A 16,859-nucleotide genomic window follows, 5' to 3' on the forward strand; every position below is an offset into this window, starting at 1 on the left:
CGGCCCGACTCATGTCCGTTCGGAGCAATCTCTACATGACAACCACCACGACCAAGGCTCCCAAGCAGGTCGCCATCAACGACATCGGCTCGGCTGATGACTTCCTGGCCGAGGTCGAGAAGACCCTGAAGTTCTTCAACGACGGAGACCTCATCTCCGGCACCGTCGTGAAGATCGACCGCGACGAGGTCCTCCTCGACGTCGGTTACAAGACCGAGGGTGTCATCCCCTCGCGCGAACTCTCGATCAAGCACGACGTCGACCCCAACGAGGTCGTCGAGGTCGGCGACGAGGTCGAGGCCCTGGTCCTCCAGAAGGAGGACAAGGAAGGTCGCCTCATCCTGTCGAAGAAGCGTGCGCAGTACGAGCGCGCGTGGGGCGACGTCGAGAAGATCAAGGAGTCCGACGGTGTCGTCACCGGCACGGTCATCGAGGTCGTCAAGGGCGGTCTTATCGTCGACATCGGCCTCCGTGGCTTCCTCCCCGCCTCGCTCATCGAGCTGCGTCGCGTCCGCGACCTGACCCCGTACCTGGGTCAGGAGCTCGAGGCGAAGATCCTGGAGCTCGACAAGAACCGCAACAACGTGGTCCTCTCGCGCCGCGCCCTGCTCGAGCAGACGCAGTCCGAGTCGCGCACCACCTTCCTCAACAACCTCCACAAGGGCCAGGTCCGCAAGGGCATCGTGTCGTCGATCGTCAACTTCGGTGCGTTCGTCGACCTGGGTGGCGTCGACGGTCTCGTCCACGTCTCCGAGCTCTCCTGGAAGCACATCGAGCACGCCAGCGAGGTCGTCGAGGTCGGTCAGGAAGTCACCGTCGAGATCCTCGAGGTGGACCTGGACCGCGAGCGCGTGTCGCTCTCGCTCAAGGCCACGCAGGAGGACCCGTGGCAGGTCTTCGCCCGCACCCACGCGATCGGTCAGATCGCGCCGGGCAAGGTCACGAAGCTCGTGCCGTTCGGTGCCTTCGTCCGCGTCGCCGACGGCATCGAGGGTCTCGTCCACATCTCGGAGCTCTCGAACAAGCACGTCGAGCTCGCCGAGCAGGTCGTCTCCGTCGGTGACGAGGTCTTCGTCAAGATCATCGACATCGACCTCGACCGTCGCCGCATCTCGCTCAGCCTCAAGCAGGCGAACGAGGGCGTGGACCCGGAGGGCACCGAGTTCGACCCGGCGCTCTACGGCATGCCGACCGAGTACGACGACCAGGGCAACTACAAGTACCCCGAGGGCTTCGACCCGGAGACCAACGAGTGGCTCGAGGGCTACGACACCCAGCGCACCGAGTGGGAGGCCCAGTACGCGGCCGCCCAGTCGCGCTGGGAGGCCCACAAGGCGCAGGTCGCGAAGACCATCGCCGACGAGGAGAAGGGTGGCTTCGACCTCCCCGCCTCGGCCTCGAGCTCGTCCTCGTCGTCCTTCTCGAGCGAGTCGAACGGTCAGGGCACCCTGGCCGACGACGCCTCGCTCGCGGCGCTCCGCGAGAAGCTCAGCTCGAACAACTGATCGAGCGGGTCGCACGTCCCGGAAGCCCGGCATCCCTGATGGGGTGCCGGGCTTCCGGCGTTCCACGACGTGCTGGGTAGCCTGGTCCGGTGCGCATCATCGGTCTGACAGGCGGCATCGCCGCGGGCAAGTCCACGGTCTCCCGGCGCTGGGCGGAGCACGGCGCGGTCGTCGTCGACGCCGACCAGCTCGCGCGGCAGGCGGTCGCGCCGGGCAGCCCCGGGCTCACCCGCGTCGCGGAACGGTTCGGGACGGGCGTGCTCGCGCCGGACGGTTCGCTCGACCGTCCCGCTCTCGGCAGCATCGTGTTCTCCGACGCCGCCGCCCGCAAGGACCTGGAGGGGATCACCCATCCCGAGGTCTGGCGCCTCGCGCAGCAGGCGTTCGACCGGGCCGAGGCGGCCGACCCCGACGTCGTCGTCGTGTACGACGTCCCGCTCCTCGCCGAGGCTCGGGGCAGTCGGCCGATCCGGTTCGACGCCGTCGTCGTCGTCGACGCCCCCGCGGCGCAGCGCGTCGAGCGGCTCGTCGCGCACCGGGACCTGCCCCGTGCGGAGGCCGAGCGACGGGTGGCCGCGCAGGCGTCCGACGAGGAGCGACTGGCCCTCGCGGACCACGTGGTCGACGCCACCGGCTCGCTCGCCGACACCCTCCGGTCGGCGGACGAGGTGTGGGAGCGCATCGCCGGGTGACGGGGTCCGGCCTCGTCCCACACACACTCAGCTGTGGGCGATCAGGGCCGCGTGGTGTCAGGGGTCACGACTACCGTTGACGGCATGGCAGTGTCGATCGAGCCCACCCGGGCGATCCGTCCCTTCGAGGTGATCAGCGAGTACTCGCCGAGCGGTGACCAGCCGGCGGCGATCGCCGAGCTCGCCGGTCGGATCAACGCCGGTGAGACCGACGTGGTGCTCCTCGGTGCGACCGGCACCGGCAAGTCGGCCACGACCGCCTGGCTCATCGAGCAGGTCCAGCGTCCGACGCTCGTGCTCGCGCACAACAAGACCCTGGCCGCGCAGCTGGCCAACGAGTTCCGCGGACTGCTGCCGAACAACGCGGTCGAGTACTTCGTCTCCTACTACGACTACTACCAGCCCGAGGCGTACGTCCCGCAGACGGACACCTTCATCGAGAAGGACTCGTCCGTCAACGCCGAGGTCGAGCGACTCCGCCACTCGACGACGAACTCGCTGCTCAGCCGGCGAGACGTCGTGGTGGTCTCCACGGTGTCCTGCATCTACGGCCTCGGGACGCCGGAGCAGTACATGAACGCGTCGATCGCGCTGCACGTCGGCCAGACCATCTCGCGCGACCAGCTCGTCCGCAAGTTCGTCGGCATGCAGTACCAGCGGAACGACGTCGACTTCGCGCGCGGCACCTTCCGCGTGCGTGGCGACACCATCGAGATCATCCCGATGTACGAGGAGCACGCGATCCGCATCGAGATGTTCGGTGACGAGATCGAGGCGCTCACCTCGCTGCATCCGCTGACCGGCAACGTCATCGCGGACCTGCCCGGTGTCTCGATCTTCCCGGCGTCGCACTACGTCGCCGACACGGACGTGATGCACCGGGCGATCGAGCGCATCAAGGACGAACTGGCCGAGCGGCTCGCCGAGCTCGAGGGCCAGGGCAAGCTGCTCGAGGCGCAGCGGCTCCGGATGCGCACGACGTTCGACATCGAGATGATGGAGCAGATCGGGTTCTGCTCGGGCATCGAGAACTACTCGCGGCACATGGACGGGCGTGAGGCGGGCGAGGCGCCGCACTGCCTCATCGACTACTTCCCGGACGACTTCCTCATCGTCATCGACGAGTCGCACGTCACGGTGCCGCAGATCGGTGCGATGTACGAGGGCGACGCGTCCCGCAAGCGCACCCTGGTCGAGCACGGGTTCCGCCTGCCGAGCGCCCTCGACAACCGCCCACTGACGTGGGAGGAGTTCCTCGAGCGCGTCGGTCAGAAGGTCTACCTGTCGGCGACCCCGGGCAAGTACGAGCTCGGCGTGACGGACAGCGTCGTCGAGCAGATCATCCGTCCGACCGGCCTGGTCGACCCCGAGATCGTGGTGAAGCCGAGCGACGGCCAGATCGACGACCTGCTCGAGGAGATCAAGCTCCGCGTCGAGCGCGACGAGCGGGTGCTCGTCACGACCCTGACCAAGCGGATGGCCGAGGAGCTCACCGACTTCCTCGGGAACGCGGGCGTCCGCGTGCGGTACCTGCACTCCGACGTCGACACCCTGAAGCGCGTGGAGCTGCTGACCGAGCTGCGCCAGGGCGTCTACGACGTGCTCGTCGGCATCAACCTGCTCCGAGAGGGTCTGGACCTGCCCGAGGTGTCCCTCGTCGCGATCCTCGACGCCGACAAGGAAGGGTTCCTGCGCTCGTCGACGTCGCTCATCCAGACGATCGGCCGTGCCGCCCGCAACGTGTCGGGCCAGGTGCTCATGTACGCCGACAAGATGACCGACTCCATGCAGCAGGCCATCGAGGAGACCGACCGGCGCCGCGAGAAGCAGGTCGCGTACAACCTCGAGCACGGCATCGACCCGCAGCCGCTCCGGAAGAAGATCGCCGACATCACCGAGGTGCTGCAGCGCGAGAGCGACGACACCAAGGCCCTGCTCGAGGGTCGCCCGGCAGCCGACGGCCGCCGCTCGCCGACGCCGAACCTGCGCCGCGAGGGCATCGCCGGCGAGGGCGCGACCCAGCTCGAGGCCACCATCGCCGACCTCAACGACCAGATGCTGCAGGCTGCGGCCGAGCTCAAGTTCGAGCTCGCGGCACGGCTCCGCGACGAGGTCCAGGACCTCAAGAAGGCACTGCGCCAGATGGAGTCCGCCGGGCATGTCCGCTGACACCCCGGAGACCGGGCGGCGCACCGTCGTCGTCACGGGCGCGAGTGCCGGGCTCGGCTACCACGCCGCGGAACAACTCGCGGCGCAGGGACACCGGGTCGTGCTCGCGACGCGCAACCCGGACCGCGGGGCCGCTGCCGAGCGGAGCATCCGGAAGCACGTGGACGACGCCGACCTGGTGCACCTGCACCTCGACCTCGCCGACCTCGGCAGCGTCCGCCGGGCGGCGTCCGAGTTGCGGGGACTCGGGCCGGTGCACGCGCTCCTCAACAACGCCGGCGTCGTCGGGTCCGCCCGGCCGCAGCGCACGGCGCAGGGGTTCGAGCTGCAGGTCGGGACGAACCACCTCGGGCACTTCGCCTGGACCGCCCTGGCGCTGCCCGCGCTCGACCAGGAGACCGGCCGGGTCGTGCACCTCGGCTCCATCGCGCACCGCTTCGCCACGCTCGACCGCGCCGACCCCCTCGCGGTCGGCCGGTACGAGGGTCACCGGCAGTACAGCAGGAGCAAGCTCGCGGTGATGCTGTTCGGCTTCGAGCTCGCGCAGCGGCTCGGTGACGCGGGGTCGCGGGTCCGCAGCGTCGTCGCGCACCCGGGCCTGGCCCTCGACGCCGCCGCACCGCCCCGCCCGGACGTCGCCCCGACGCGCTCGGAGCCGGCGTGGATGCGCGCGGGCTCGGGCTGGGTGGCGCAGGGCAAGGACGCGGGGGCGTGGCCGCTCGTGCACGCAGCGGTGGGCGACGGTGTGCGCTCGGGGGAGTACTGGGGGCCCGGCGGTCCGCTGCAGTTCGCCGGTCCACCGACGCTCGTGCCCGCGCGACCGCGTGCGCACGACCGGACCGCCGCAGCGCGGCTGTGGACGGCCAGCGAACGGGCGACGGGTGTCGCGTTCGCTCTCGACGCACTCGGGTAGCCCGCCACGCCCGGACGGATGTCGGTGCTGCTTCGTAGAATCGTTTGCGATGACCATCACCTCTGACCGCGGCACCGCGACCCCGGGCCGGAACGCCTTCGGCGAGCCCGCAGACCTCCACATCCCCGGCGGGACGGCGCCGCACAGCACCTCGACGCTCAGCGTCCGGGGGGCTCGCGTCCACAACCTGCGCGACGTCGACCTCGAGATCCCGCGCGACTCGCTCGTCGTCTTCACGGGGCTGTCCGGGTCGGGCAAGTCCTCGCTCGCGTTCGACACGATCTTCGCCGAGGGCCAGCGTCGCTACGTGGAGTCGCTCTCGGCGTACGCGCGCCAGTTCCTCGGCCAGGTGGACCGCCCCGACGTCGACTTCATCGAGGGGCTCTCCCCGGCGGTCTCGATCGACCAGAAGTCGACGAACCGGAACCCGCGCTCGACCGTCGGGACGATCACCGAGGTCTACGACTACATGCGCCTGCTCTGGGCGCGCATCGGTGTCCCGCACTGCCCCGTCTGCGGTGAGGTGATCAGCAAGCAGAGCGTGCAGCAGATCGCCGACCAGCTCATGGAGTTCGAGAACGGCACGCGCTTCCAGGTCCTCGCGCCGGTGATCTCGAAGAAGAAGGGCGAGTTCGTCGACCTCTTCCAGGAGCTCGCCGCCTCCGGGTACGCCCGCGCGATCGTCGACGGCGAGCGTGTCCAGCTGAGCGACCCGCCCAAGTTGAAGAAGCAGGTCAAGCACGACATCTCGGTGATCGTCGACCGCCTCGTCGCGAGCGACGACATCCTCGGCCGCCTCACCGACTCCCTCGAGACCGCCCTGCGGCTGACGGGTGGCACCGTGGCGATCGACCTGGTCGACCACGAGGGGCCCGGTGCGGTCCGGACCTACTCCGAGAACCTCTCCTGCCCGAACAACCACCCGCTCGCGCTGACCGAGATCGAGCCCCGCACGTTCTCGTTCAACGCCCCCTTCGGTGCCTGCCCCGAGTGCTCGGGGCTCGGCACGCGCATGTCCGTCGACCCGGACCTGGTGCTCGGCGATCCCGAGGCGTCGCTGCGTGACGGCGTCCTGCTGCCCTGGACCGGCACGAGCGGGCTGTACTCGTACTTCGAGAAGCTCCTCGCCGGCCTCGGCAAGGACCTCGGGTTCAGCCTCGACACCCCGTGGAACCAGCTCGACCCCACCGTGCAGGCCGCGATCCTGACCGGCAAGGACTTCCAGGTCTCGGTGTCGTGGAAGAACCGCTTCGGCCGCGAGATGCGGTACACGAGCGGCTTCGAGGGCGTCATGCCCTACATCGAGCGCAAGTTCGCCGAGGCCGAGTCGGACTCCCAGCGGCAGCGCTTCCAGGGCTACCTGCGCGAGGTGCCCTGCCCGGTGTGCGACGGCACGCGCCTCAAGCCCGAGGTCCTCGCCGTGACGGTCGACGGCTGCAGCATCGCCGACGTGACCGACATGTCGCTCGACCAGGCCTACGGCTTCATGGAGGAGCTCACGCTCACCGAGCGCGAGGCGCACATCGCCGCCGCGGTGCTCCGTGAGATCCGGGCGCGCCTGGAGTTCCTGCTCGAGGTCGGCCTCAACTACCTCACCCTCGCGCGCGGGGCCGGCGGCCTCTCCGGCGGCGAGGCGCAGCGCATCCGCCTCGCGACCCAGATCGGGTCGGGCCTGACCGGCGTGCTCTACGTGCTCGACGAGCCGAGCATCGGTCTGCACCAGCGCGACAACCGGCGGCTGATCGACACCCTCGTCAAGCTCAAGGACCTCGGCAACACCCTGATCGTCGTCGAGCACGACGAGGACACGATCCGTACGGCCGACTGGGTCGTGGACATCGGACCGGGCGCGGGGGTGAACGGCGGCAAGGTCGTGCACTCCGGCTCGTACGAGGGCATCATCGATAACCGTGAGTCCGTGACGGGTGACTACCTCGCCGGCCGGCGTGCGATCGAGGTGCCGACGGAGCGCCGGAAGGTGAACCCGAAGCGCGTCATCAGCGTCCAGGGTGCGCGGGCGAACAACCTCAAGCAGGTGGACGTCGACTTCCCGCTCGGTGTCTTCACCGCGGTCACCGGTGTCAGCGGCTCCGGCAAGTCGACCCTGGTGAACGACATCCTGTACAAGGTGCTCGCGAACCAGCTCAACGGGGCTCGGCACATCGCCGGCAAGCACACCCGCGTGAAGGGCCTCGATCAGCTCGACAAGGTCGTGCACGTCGACCAGGCGCCCATCGGCCGCACGCCGCGGTCGAACCCGGCGACCTACACCGGAGTGTTCGACCGCATCCGGCAGCTGTTCGCCGAGACCCCCGAGGCGAAGGCCCGCGGCTACCAGCCCGGCCGGTTCAGCTTCAACGTCAAGGGCGGCCGCTGCGAGAACTGCTCCGGCGACGGCACGATCAAGATCGAGATGAACTTCCTGCCCGACGTGTACGTCGCGTGCGAGGTCTGCGGCGGTGCTCGCTACAACCGCGAGACGCTGCAGGTGCACTACAAGGGCAAGGACATCTCCGAGGTCCTCGACATGCCGATCAGCGAGGCGGCCGAGTTCTTCGAGCCGATCTCCGCGATCCACCGCTACATGGCGACCCTCGTCGACGTGGGCCTCGGCTACGTGCGCCTCGGGCAGAGCGCCACGACGCTCTCCGGTGGCGAGGCCCAGCGCGTCAAGCTGGCGACGGAGCTCCAGCGCCGCTCGAACGGCCGGACGGTCTACGTGCTCGACGAGCCGACGACCGGTCTGCACTTCGAGGACGTCCGGAAGCTGCTGCTCGTGCTGCAGAGCCTGGTCGACAAGGGCAACACCGTCATCACGATCGAGCACAACCTCGACGTGATCAAGTCCGCGGACTGGCTGATCGACATGGGGCCCGAGGGCGGCGCCGGCGGCGGGACGGTCCTGGCCGTCGGGACGCCCGAGCACGTGGCCGACGTCCCCGAGAGCCACACCGGTGTCTTCCTGCGCGAGATCTTCGACGCGCAGGACGCCCGTGTCGGCAAGGAGCAGGCCGTCGGCGCACGGCAGGCGACCCAGAAGCAGCAGGGCAAGCAGAAGGCGGGTGCTCGGTAGGTGGCGGACACCGTCTCCTGGCGGCCGAAGGCGGGGGAGATCCCGACCGACCCAGGCGTCTACCGGTGGCGTGACGAGGCCGGCCGGGTGCTCTACGTCGGCAAGGCGAAGAACCTCCGTGCCCGGCTGAGCAACTACTTCGCGCCGCTGCCCACCCTGCACGAGCGCACCCGGCGCATGGTGCTCACGGCGCGGAGCGTCGAGTGGACCACGGTCGGCTCCGAGATCGAGGCCCTGCAGCTCGAGTACACCTGGATCAAGGAGTTCGACCCGCCCTTCAACGTCAAGTTCCGGGACGACAAGTCGTACCCGTACATGGCGATCACCCTGGGCGAGGAGTCGCCGCGGGTGATGGTCACGCGCAACCGGAAGATCAAGGGCGCGAAGTACTTCGGGCCCTACCCGAAGATCTGGGCGGTGCACGACACCATCGACCTGATGATCAAGGTCTTCCCGATCCGCACCTGCTCCGACTCGTCGTACAAGAAGGCGATGCAGACCGGCAAGCCGTGCTTCCCCGGGCAGATCGGCAAGTGCGGTGGCCCCTGCTCGCAGAAGGTCACGATCGCGGAGCACCGGGCGATCGTCGAGGAGTTCGTCCGCTTCATGGGCAGCTACGACCGCCGGGTGATCACGACCCTGCGGCAGCGCATGGCCGCGGCGGCCGACGCGATGGACTACGAGCAGGCCGCGAAGTACCGCGACCAGGTCGGAGCCCTCGAGGCGGTGCTCGAGAAGTCGGCCGTCGTCCTCCGCGACTCGGTCGACCTCGACCTGTTCGGCGTCGCCGAGGACGAGCTCGCAGCCGCCGTGCAGCTGTTCTCGGTCCGTGGTGGGCGCATCCGCGGTGTCCGGGGTTGGGTGGTCGACAAGGAGCTCGACATCAGCACCGGCGACCTCGTCGAGCAGATCGTCCAGGGCCAGTACGCGACGAGCGACGACGTCCCGCGCGAGGTCGTCGTCCCCGAACTCCCCGAGGACGCCGAGGCGCTGCAGCAGTGGCTCAGCGAACGGCGCGGTGGACGCGGCACGAAGCTCAGCACCGCCCAGCGCGGCGATCGTGCTGGCCTGGCCCGGACGGCTGCGCAGAACGCCGCGCAGGCGCTCATGCTCTACAAGACGAAGCGCAGTGCCGACTACACGACGCGGTCGGCCGCCCTCGCGGACATCCAGGACGCCCTCGGCATGACCGAGGCCCCCCTGCGCATGGAGTGCTACGACATCTCGCACCTGCAGGGCACGAACGTCGTCGCGTCGATGGTGGTTTTCGAGGACGGGCTCCCACGGAAGGACCAGTACCGCCGGTACACGATCGCCGAGACGACCGACGACACCGACAGCATGTACCAGGTGCTGTCTCGCCGGTTGGCGCGCCTCGACGAGGACGCCTCGGTCCCGGACGTCGCGGACGCCACCAGCGACGAGGTCGTCGAGGGCACGAAGCCGACGAAGCGCTTCGCCTACCGCCCGCAGCTGCTCATCGTCGACGGCGGACAGCCACAGGTGCAGGCGGCGAAGCGGGCGATGGACGAGGCCGGGGTGCACGACATCGCCCTGGTCGGCATCGCGAAGCGGCTCGAGGAGCTCTGGCTGCCGGACGACGACTTCCCGGTGATCATGCCGCGCAACTCCGAGGCGCTCTTCCTGATCCAGCGGATCCGAGACGAGGCGCACCGGTTCGCGATCACCCACCAGCGGACCCGGCGGAAGCGCGACGTCCGGTCGCAGCTGTCGGAGATCCCGGGGCTCGGTCCGACGCGGGTGAACGCCCTGCTCAAGCACTTCGGGTCGGTGGCACGCCTGCGCGAGGCGACGGCGGAGCAGATCGCCGAGGTGAACGGCGTCGGCCCGGCCACGGCTGCAGCGGTCGTCACGAAGCTCGCACAGACGCCCCGCAGCGCACCGGAAGCGAGCGCACCGGAAGCCAGCGCGCCGGAAGCCAGCGCACCCGACACGGACGCGTCCGACACGGATGCGCCCCGCAGCGCACCCGGAGTCGGTGCGTCGTCGGCCAGTGCACCGGAACCGGCCACGGCGGTCGGCCCGGACGAGCGCGGGGCGACCGACGTGGCGGAACGCAGCCGCGCCTCCCGGCCGGTCGCCCCGACGGGTCCTGTCCGCGTCCCCGCCGTCTCCGACGACGGACCGTCCCGTCCCCGGTGACCCGCGCCACCCCGGACGGGGGACGGTAGCCTGGACGAGCAGCCGGCACCCGCAGCCGAGACCTCCCCGGGCCCTGGCCCGGCCCGCCACGACGGAGCCCTCCCACACATGAGCGACACGAGCGACGACCGACCCGCCCAGACGTCCGCGTCGCAGCAGCACGACATCCTCATCGTCACCGGCATGTCCGGTGCCGGACGCTCCACCGTCGGCAAGGCGCTCGAGGACCTCGGCTGGTACGTCGTCGACAACCTCCCGACGCAGATGCTCGGCCCGCTGACGGAGCTCGCCGACCGCGCCGGCGAGAAGATCCCGAAGATCGCGACCGTCGTCGACGTCCGCGGCGGCAGGTTCTTCACGGACCCGGAGCAGGCCGTCGAGCAGGTCCGGGCGGGCAGTTCCGCACGGGTCCGGGTGCTCTTCCTCGAGGCGACCGACGCCGTGCTCGTGCGCCGGTTCGAGCAGGTCCGTCGCCCGCACCCGTTGCAGGGCGACGGGACGCTGCTCGACGGCATCGGCCTCGAGCGGTCGCGGCTGTCCGCGCTGCGCGAGGCGGCGGACGTGGTCATCGACACCTCGGACCTCAACATCCACCAGCTCGCGAACGCCGTGACCGAGCGGTTCGCCGACGACCACTTCGTGGGTGTGCAGGTCACCCTGATGAGCTTCGGGTTCAAGTACGGGCTGCCCGCCGACGCCGACATGGTGGCCGACGTGCGGTTCATCCCGAACCCCTACTGGGTGCCGGAACTCCGGCCCCACACCGGCCTCGACGCCCCCGTCTCCGACTACGTCCTGTCGCAGCCGGGAGCCCGCTCGTTCGTCGAGCGGTACGCCGCTGTGCTCGAGCCCGTGCTGGCGGGATACCAACGCGAGAACAAAAGACACGCTACGATCGCCATCGGCTGTACCGGCGGCAAGCACCGCTCGGTCGCCGTCGTCGCCGAGTTGGCGAACCTCCTCCGCGGGATGTCCGACGTCGCCGTGCGTGTGAAGAACCGAGATCTCGGCCGGGAGTGACCGTTCCTCCGGCCGCTCCACACCACGTGCGCCGGACCCGCGGACCCCACCAGAGAAAACGTTAGGAATGATGCTGTGCCGTTGACTGCCGAGGTCAAGGACGAACTGGCCAGGGTCGTCGTGAACCGCAACACGGTCCGCGCCGCCGAACTCGCGACCATCCTGCGGTTCGCGGGCGGCCTGCACGTCATCTCGGGCAGGATCGCGGTCGAGGTCGAGCTCGACACCCGGATCATCGTGCACCGCGTGCGCAAGGACCTGGCGGAGCTGTACGGCGTTCGGAGCGAGGCGTCGGTGGGGTCGTCCGCCTCCTCCCGCCGCGGCACCCGCTACCTGGTCCGCGTGCTCGAGGCGGGGGAGACCCTCGCCCGCCAGACCGGGCTCATGGACGCCCGCCGTCGCCCGGTGCGCGGCCTGCCGAACCGGCTGACGACCGGCAACCGCGAGGACCTCGCCGCCATCTGGCGCGGTGCCTTCCTGGCCTCCGGCACGCTGACCGACCCGGGTCGCGCCGCCGCGCTCGAGGTCACCTGCCCGGGCAACGAGGCCGCGATGGCCCTGGTCGGCGCCGCGTCGCGCCTCGGGATCGCCGCGAAGGGCCGCGAGGTCCGTGGCGTCCACCGCGTGGTCATCCGCGACGGCGAGGCGATCGGGCAGATGCTCACCGTCATGGGTGCCGCCCGCACCACCGCCGAGTGGGAGGAGATGCGCCAGCGCCGGGAGGTCCGCGCCACCGCCAACCGCCTGGTCAACTTCGACGACGCGAACCTCCGCCGTTCGGCGCAGGCCGCCGTCGCCGCGTGCGCCCGCGTCGAGCGTGCGCTCGAGATCCTGGGTGACGAGGTCCCCGACCACCTCAAGTACGCGGGCTCGCTGCGCCTGCAGCACCGGGACGCGTCGCTCGACGAGCTCGGCCAGCACGCCGAGCCGCCGATGACGAAGGACGCGATCGCGGGGCGCATCCGCCGCCTGCTCGCGATGGCCGACAAGAAGGCGTCGGACCTCGGCATCCCGGGGACCGAGGCCAGCGTGCCGGAGGAGCTCGAGGGGGCGTAGCCCCTGACGTTCCCGTGTGCCGGACTGGAGGCGCGGTGTCGGCTGGCACCGCGCCTCCAGTCCGTCCCGGGGTGCGTCCACCGCCGCTCGCACCACCCGTCCGGACGGACCGTCATCCGGCGCGGGCGCGCAGTGACCGACTGCTAGGGTCGTTACGGCGACGTTACGGGGCGTATCGTCCACCACACGTGGGTCCGCAGGGCCGCACGACTCCGAAAAGCAGCGCCCCCGGGGCGCTCCACACCCACCAGGAGATCCATTGACCGTCAAGATCGGCATCAACGGCTTCGGCCGCATCGGCCGTAACTTCTTCCGGGCCGCCCTCGCCAAGGGCTCCGACCTCGAGATCGTGGCGGTGAACGACCTCACCGACAACGCAGCCCTCGCGAACCTGCTGAAGTTCGACTCCATCACGGGCCGTCTCGGCGTCTCCGTCGAGCTCGACGGTGACAGCATCGTCGTCGACGGCAAGCCGATCAAGGTCCTCGCGGAGCGCGACCCCGCCAACCTCCCCTGGGGCGAGCTGGGTGTCGACATCGTCATCGAGTCGACCGGCTTCTTCACCAAGGCGGCCGACGCGCAGAAGCACATCGACGCGGGCGCCAAGAAGGTCATCATCTCGGCCCCGGCGACCGGTGACGACGTCACCATCGTCCTCGGCGTGAACGAGGACCAGTACGACCCCGAGAACCACAACATCATCTCGAACGCGTCGTGCACCACGAACAGCCTCGCGCCGCTCGCCAAGGTCTTCCACGACAAGTTCGGCATCGAGCGCGGTCTCATGACCACGGTCCACGCGTACACCGCCGACCAGAACCTGCAGGACGGCCCGCACAAGGACCCGCGTCGTGCCCGTGCCGCTGCGCTGAACATCGTCCCGACGTCGACCGGTGCGGCGAAGGCCATCGGCCTGGTCATGCCGGAGCTCGCCGGCAAGCTCGACGGCTACGCCCTGCGCGTGCCGGTGCCGACCGGTTCGATCACCGACCTCACCCTCGAGACGTCGTCCGAGGTCACCGTCGACGAGATCAACGCCGCCTACAAGGAGGCCGCGGAAGGCCCGCTCAAGGGCATCCTGCTCTACAGCGAGGACCCGCTGGTGTCGACCGACATCACGACGGACCCGCACTCGTCGATCTACGACTCCGGCCTGACCAAGGTCATCGGCAAGCTCGTCAAGATCACCTCGTGGTACGACAACGAGTGGGGCTACTCGAACCGCCTCGTCGACCTGACCGAGTACGTGGGCGAGCGACTCTCGGCATGAGCCTCCGCACCCTCGAGGACCTCGGCGACCTCGCCGGCAAGCGCGTCGTCGTCCGGTGTGACCTGAACGTCCCGCTCAAGGACGGCACGATCACCGACGACGGCCGCGTCCGCGCGTCGCTGGGCACGCTCAACACGCTCGTCAACGCCGGGGCGCGGGTCGTCGTGATCTCGCACCTCGGTCGTCCCGACGGCACGCCCGCGCAGGAGTACTCGCTGGCCCCCGTGGCGCAGCGGCTCTCGGAGCTGCTGGGCAAGGAGGTCACCTTCGTCGGCGAGACCGTCGGCGACGAGGCGACCGCGGCCGCCGAGGCCCTCGGGGACGGCGACGTCCTGCTGCTCGAGAACCTCCGCTTCAACCCGGAGGAGACCTCGAAGGACGCGTCGGAGCGCCAGGCGTTCGCCGAGCGGATCGCCGCACTCGGCGACGCGTTCGTGTCGGACGGCTTCGGTGTCGTCCACCGCAAGCAGGCCTCGGTGTACGAGCTCGCGGCGGCGCTGCCCAGCGCGGCCGGCTCGCTCATCGAGTCCGAGCTGACGGTGCTCGAGCGGCTGACGAAGGACCCGGAGCGGCCGTACACGGTCGTGCTCGGCGGGTCGAAGGTCAGCGACAAGCTCGGCGTCATCGAGCACCTGCTCCCGCAGGTCGACACGCTCTGCATCGGTGGCGGCATGCTCTTCACGTTCCTCGCGGCCCAGGGCCACGGGGTCGCGAAGTCGCTCCTCGAGCAGGACCAGCTCGACACCGTCCGGGCGTACCTCGCCAAGGCGGACGAGCTCGGCGTGACGATCGACCTGCCGACCGACGTCGTCGTGGCCTCCGGGTTCGCGGCGGACGCCGACCACGAGACCGTCGCGGCCGATGCGATCGAGTCCTCGACGTTCGGTGCGGACGGCATCGGCCTCGACATCGGCCCCGAGACGGCTGCGCGTTTCGCGTCGGCGGTGTCCGGGTCGAAGACCGTGTTCTGGAACGGGCCGATGGGCGTGTTCGAGTTCCCGGCCTTCGCGGCGGGGACGAAGACCGTCGCCCAGGCCCTGACCGAGGTCGACGGCCTCGGCGTGGTCGGCGGCGGCGACTCCGCGGCGGCCGTCCGGTCGCTCGGGTTCTCGGACGACCAGTTCGGGCACATCTCGACGGGTGGTGGCGCGAGCCTCGAGTTCCTCGAGGGCAAGTCGCTGCCCGGTCTCGAAGCGCTGGGGTGGTCCCGATGAACCGCACGCCGTTCATCGCAGGTAACTGGAAGATGAACCTGGACCACCTCCAGGCCATCGCGACGGTGCAGAAGCTCGCGTGGACGCTGAAGGACGCGCGCCACGACCACGACGACGTCGAGGTCGCGGTGTTCCCGCCCTTCACCGACCTCCGCAGTGTGCAGACGCTCATCTCGGCCGACAAGCTCTCCATCGAGTTCGGCGCGCAGGACCTCTCGCAGTACGACTCCGGTGCCTACACCGGTGACGTCTCGGGTGCGTTCCTCGCGGCCCTCGACGCGAAGTACGTCATCGTCGGGCACTCCGAGCGTCGCACGATGCACGGGGAGACCGACGAGGTCGTCGCTGCGAAGACCGCTGCCGCCGTCAAGCACGGTCTGGTGCCGGTCGTCTGCGTCGGTGAGACCGGCGAGGAGCGCGAGCAGCGCGGCGCCGGTGTCGTACCGGTCGAGCAGCTGCGGGTCGTCCTCGACGCCGTGAAGCCGTCCGAGATCGTCGTCGCGTACGAGCCGGTCTGGGCCATCGGCTCCGGCCAGGCAGCCACCCCGGAACAGGCCCAGGAAGACTGCGCCGCCCTGCGCCGCGGGATCGCCGAGGCCTGGGGCGACGACCTCGCGGCGAGCACCCGCGTGCTCTACGGCGGTTCGGTGAAGTCGGGCAACATCGCCGGCTTCCTCCGCGAGCCCGACATCGACGGCGCGCTCGTCGGTGGCGCCTCGCTCGACGTGCAGGAGTTCGCGGCCATCGCGCGCTTCCGGCAGCACGTCGGCCTCTGATCCACCCCGCTCAGGCCGGTCACGTCCGCGTGGCCGGCCTGAGCCACGCCCTGCCCGGTGTCCTGGCTGCTCGCGCGGCCCGGTACACTTGCAGGGCTGACTTCACACGAAAGGTACGTCGTGGCGATACTCTCCGTCGTGCTGCAGGTCCTGCTCGCGATCACGAGCCTCCTGCTCACGCTCCTCATCCTCCTGCACAAGGGCCGCGGTGGCGGTCTCTCCGACATGTTCGGCGGCGGCGTGACGAGCAACCTCGGGGCGTCCGGCGTCGCCGAGCGCAACCTCAACCGCATCACGGTGATCCTCGGTCTGGTCTGGATCGTGTCCATCATCGTGCTCGGTCTCATCAACAAGTTCACGGCGGGGAGCTGATCCATGGCAACCGGAGGCAGTGCAATCCGAGGGTCGCGCGTCGGCGCAGGCCCGATGGGGGAGCAGGACCGCGGCGTCCAGGCGGAGCGCGTGGCCGTCTCGTACTGGGACGCCCTCGGCAACGAGGTCGTGCGGTACTTCTCGGCGACCCTGCCGGAGGACGAGATCCCGGAGACGGTCGATTCGCCCTCCACGGGGCTCCCGGCCGGTCGTGACAAGGAGAACCCTCCCGTCGTCGCGAAGACCGAGCCCTACAAGACGCACCTCGCGTACGTGAAGGAGCGCCGCACCGAGGAAGAGGCAGCGCAGCTCCTCGAGGACGCGCTGCAGCAGCTCCGGCAGCGTCGCGGTACCGCGAAGTAGCACGAGACGCCCGAAGGCCCCCGCACCGATCCGGTGCGGGGGCCTTCGTCGTCCGTGGGCGCCGGTGCCGAGGGCAGGAGCCGCCGAGCGCGTGCTCCCGGAGCCGTTCGCTCGGGTTGCACGACTTGCCGCCCGTGGCCGTTCCGGTCGCACGACATGCCGTCGGCGGCGAAGGTGAGCGGCAAGTCCTGCGACCAGAAGCCCACCACGGCGGGGCCGCCGGCAGACGGACGGACGGGAGGCGGGGGGGCCGGCGGGCCCCCCCCCCCCCCC

Annotated in this window: 13 protein-coding genes; all 13 read left to right on the forward strand. The window is 70.0% G+C overall.

The genetic code is table 11. The features are described 5' to 3' along the window. The first annotated feature begins 35 nt into the window (after positions 1-35). Positions 36-1,505 carry a 30S ribosomal protein S1 gene (gene rpsA / locus QUG98_RS09625; RefSeq protein WP_058727787.1) on the forward strand — a complete coding sequence of 490 codons (1,470 nt, stop codon included), beginning with the start codon at positions 36-38 and terminating at the stop codon, positions 1,503-1,505. Positions 1,506-1,594: 89 nt separating this feature from the next. After that, positions 1,595-2,197: a dephospho-CoA kinase gene (coaE, locus tag QUG98_RS09630; protein WP_289470315.1), complete on the forward strand. Its 603-nt coding sequence runs from the start codon at positions 1,595-1,597 to the stop codon at positions 2,195-2,197. Between the two features lie 84 nt (positions 2,198-2,281). Next, positions 2,282-4,366, forward strand: coding sequence for an excinuclease ABC subunit UvrB (gene uvrB / locus QUG98_RS09635; RefSeq protein WP_434533430.1), 2,085 nt, complete (start codon positions 2,282-2,284; stop codon positions 4,364-4,366). Beyond that, positions 4,356-5,279, forward strand: coding sequence for an SDR family NAD(P)-dependent oxidoreductase (locus tag QUG98_RS09640; RefSeq protein WP_289470316.1), 924 nt, complete (start codon positions 4,356-4,358; stop codon positions 5,277-5,279). The genes uvrB and QUG98_RS09640 overlap by 11 nt, the downstream gene beginning before the upstream one ends. 49 nt (positions 5,280-5,328) lie before the next feature. Then, complete coding sequence (gene uvrA / locus QUG98_RS09645) at positions 5,329-8,352, forward strand: excinuclease ABC subunit UvrA (protein WP_289470317.1); 3,024 nt, start codon at positions 5,329-5,331, stop codon at positions 8,350-8,352. Continuing rightward, a complete protein-coding gene (uvrC, locus tag QUG98_RS09650) occupies positions 8,353-10,515 on the forward strand; it encodes an excinuclease ABC subunit UvrC (protein ID WP_289470318.1) in 2,163 nt (720 codons plus the stop codon). A gap of 108 nt (positions 10,516-10,623) precedes the next feature. Further along, positions 10,624-11,535, forward strand: a complete 912-nt coding sequence (gene rapZ, locus QUG98_RS09655; protein ID WP_289470319.1) for an RNase adapter RapZ — start codon at positions 10,624-10,626, stop codon at positions 11,533-11,535. 75 nt (positions 11,536-11,610) lie between these two features. Next, positions 11,611-12,591, forward strand: a complete 981-nt coding sequence (gene whiA, locus QUG98_RS09660; RefSeq protein WP_137767403.1) for a DNA-binding protein WhiA — start codon at positions 11,611-11,613, stop codon at positions 12,589-12,591. Positions 12,592-12,850: 259 nt separating this feature from the next. Continuing rightward, positions 12,851-13,861, forward strand: a complete 1,011-nt coding sequence (gap, locus tag QUG98_RS09665) for a type I glyceraldehyde-3-phosphate dehydrogenase (RefSeq protein WP_058749583.1) — start codon at positions 12,851-12,853, stop codon at positions 13,859-13,861. Further along, on the forward strand, positions 13,858-15,075 hold the full coding sequence (locus tag QUG98_RS09670) for a phosphoglycerate kinase (RefSeq protein WP_289470320.1): 1,218 nt from the start codon (positions 13,858-13,860) through the stop codon (positions 15,073-15,075). The genes gap and QUG98_RS09670 overlap by 4 nt, the downstream gene beginning before the upstream one ends. Then, entirely contained in the window at positions 15,072-15,851 is a 780-nt protein-coding gene (gene tpiA, locus QUG98_RS09675; RefSeq protein WP_289470321.1) for a triose-phosphate isomerase, read from the forward strand. Before QUG98_RS09670 ends, tpiA begins: the two co-directional genes overlap by 4 nt. Positions 15,852-15,971: 120 nt before the next feature. Beyond that, positions 15,972-16,223 (forward strand): preprotein translocase subunit SecG, encoded by a 252-nt coding sequence (secG, locus tag QUG98_RS09680; protein ID WP_058727797.1) that lies wholly within the window; start codon positions 15,972-15,974, stop codon positions 16,221-16,223. 3 nt (positions 16,224-16,226) lie between these two features. Further along, positions 16,227-16,586 (forward strand): RNA polymerase-binding protein RbpA, encoded by a 360-nt coding sequence (locus QUG98_RS09685; protein WP_058727798.1) that lies wholly within the window; start codon positions 16,227-16,229, stop codon positions 16,584-16,586. Positions 16,587-16,859 lie beyond the last annotated feature (273 nt).

It is taken from the genome of Curtobacterium subtropicum (assembly GCF_030362975.1).
GTDB classification, from domain to species: domain Bacteria; phylum Actinomycetota; class Actinomycetes; order Actinomycetales; family Microbacteriaceae; genus Curtobacterium; species Curtobacterium subtropicum.

Bases quoted from the DNA above. Each gene is read 5' to 3' on its own strand.
- rpsA (WP_058727787.1), top strand. From the start codon at position 36: ATGACAACCACCACGACCAAGGCTCCCAAGCAGGTCGCCATCAACGAC.
- uvrB (WP_434533430.1), top strand. From the start codon at position 2,282: ATGGCAGTGTCGATCGAGCCCACCCGGGCGATCCGTCCCTTCGAGGTG.
- QUG98_RS09640 (WP_289470316.1), top strand. From the start codon at position 4,356: ATGTCCGCTGACACCCCGGAGACCGGGCGGCGCACCGTCGTCGTCACG.
- uvrA (WP_289470317.1), top strand. From the start codon at position 5,329: ATGACCATCACCTCTGACCGCGGCACCGCGACCCCGGGCCGGAACGCC.
- rapZ (WP_289470319.1), top strand. From the start codon at position 10,624: ATGAGCGACACGAGCGACGACCGACCCGCCCAGACGTCCGCGTCGCAG.
- QUG98_RS09670 (WP_289470320.1), top strand. From the start codon at position 13,858: ATGAGCCTCCGCACCCTCGAGGACCTCGGCGACCTCGCCGGCAAGCGC.
- tpiA (WP_289470321.1), top strand. From the start codon at position 15,072: ATGAACCGCACGCCGTTCATCGCAGGTAACTGGAAGATGAACCTGGAC.
- QUG98_RS09685 (WP_058727798.1), top strand. From the start codon at position 16,227: ATGGCAACCGGAGGCAGTGCAATCCGAGGGTCGCGCGTCGGCGCAGGC.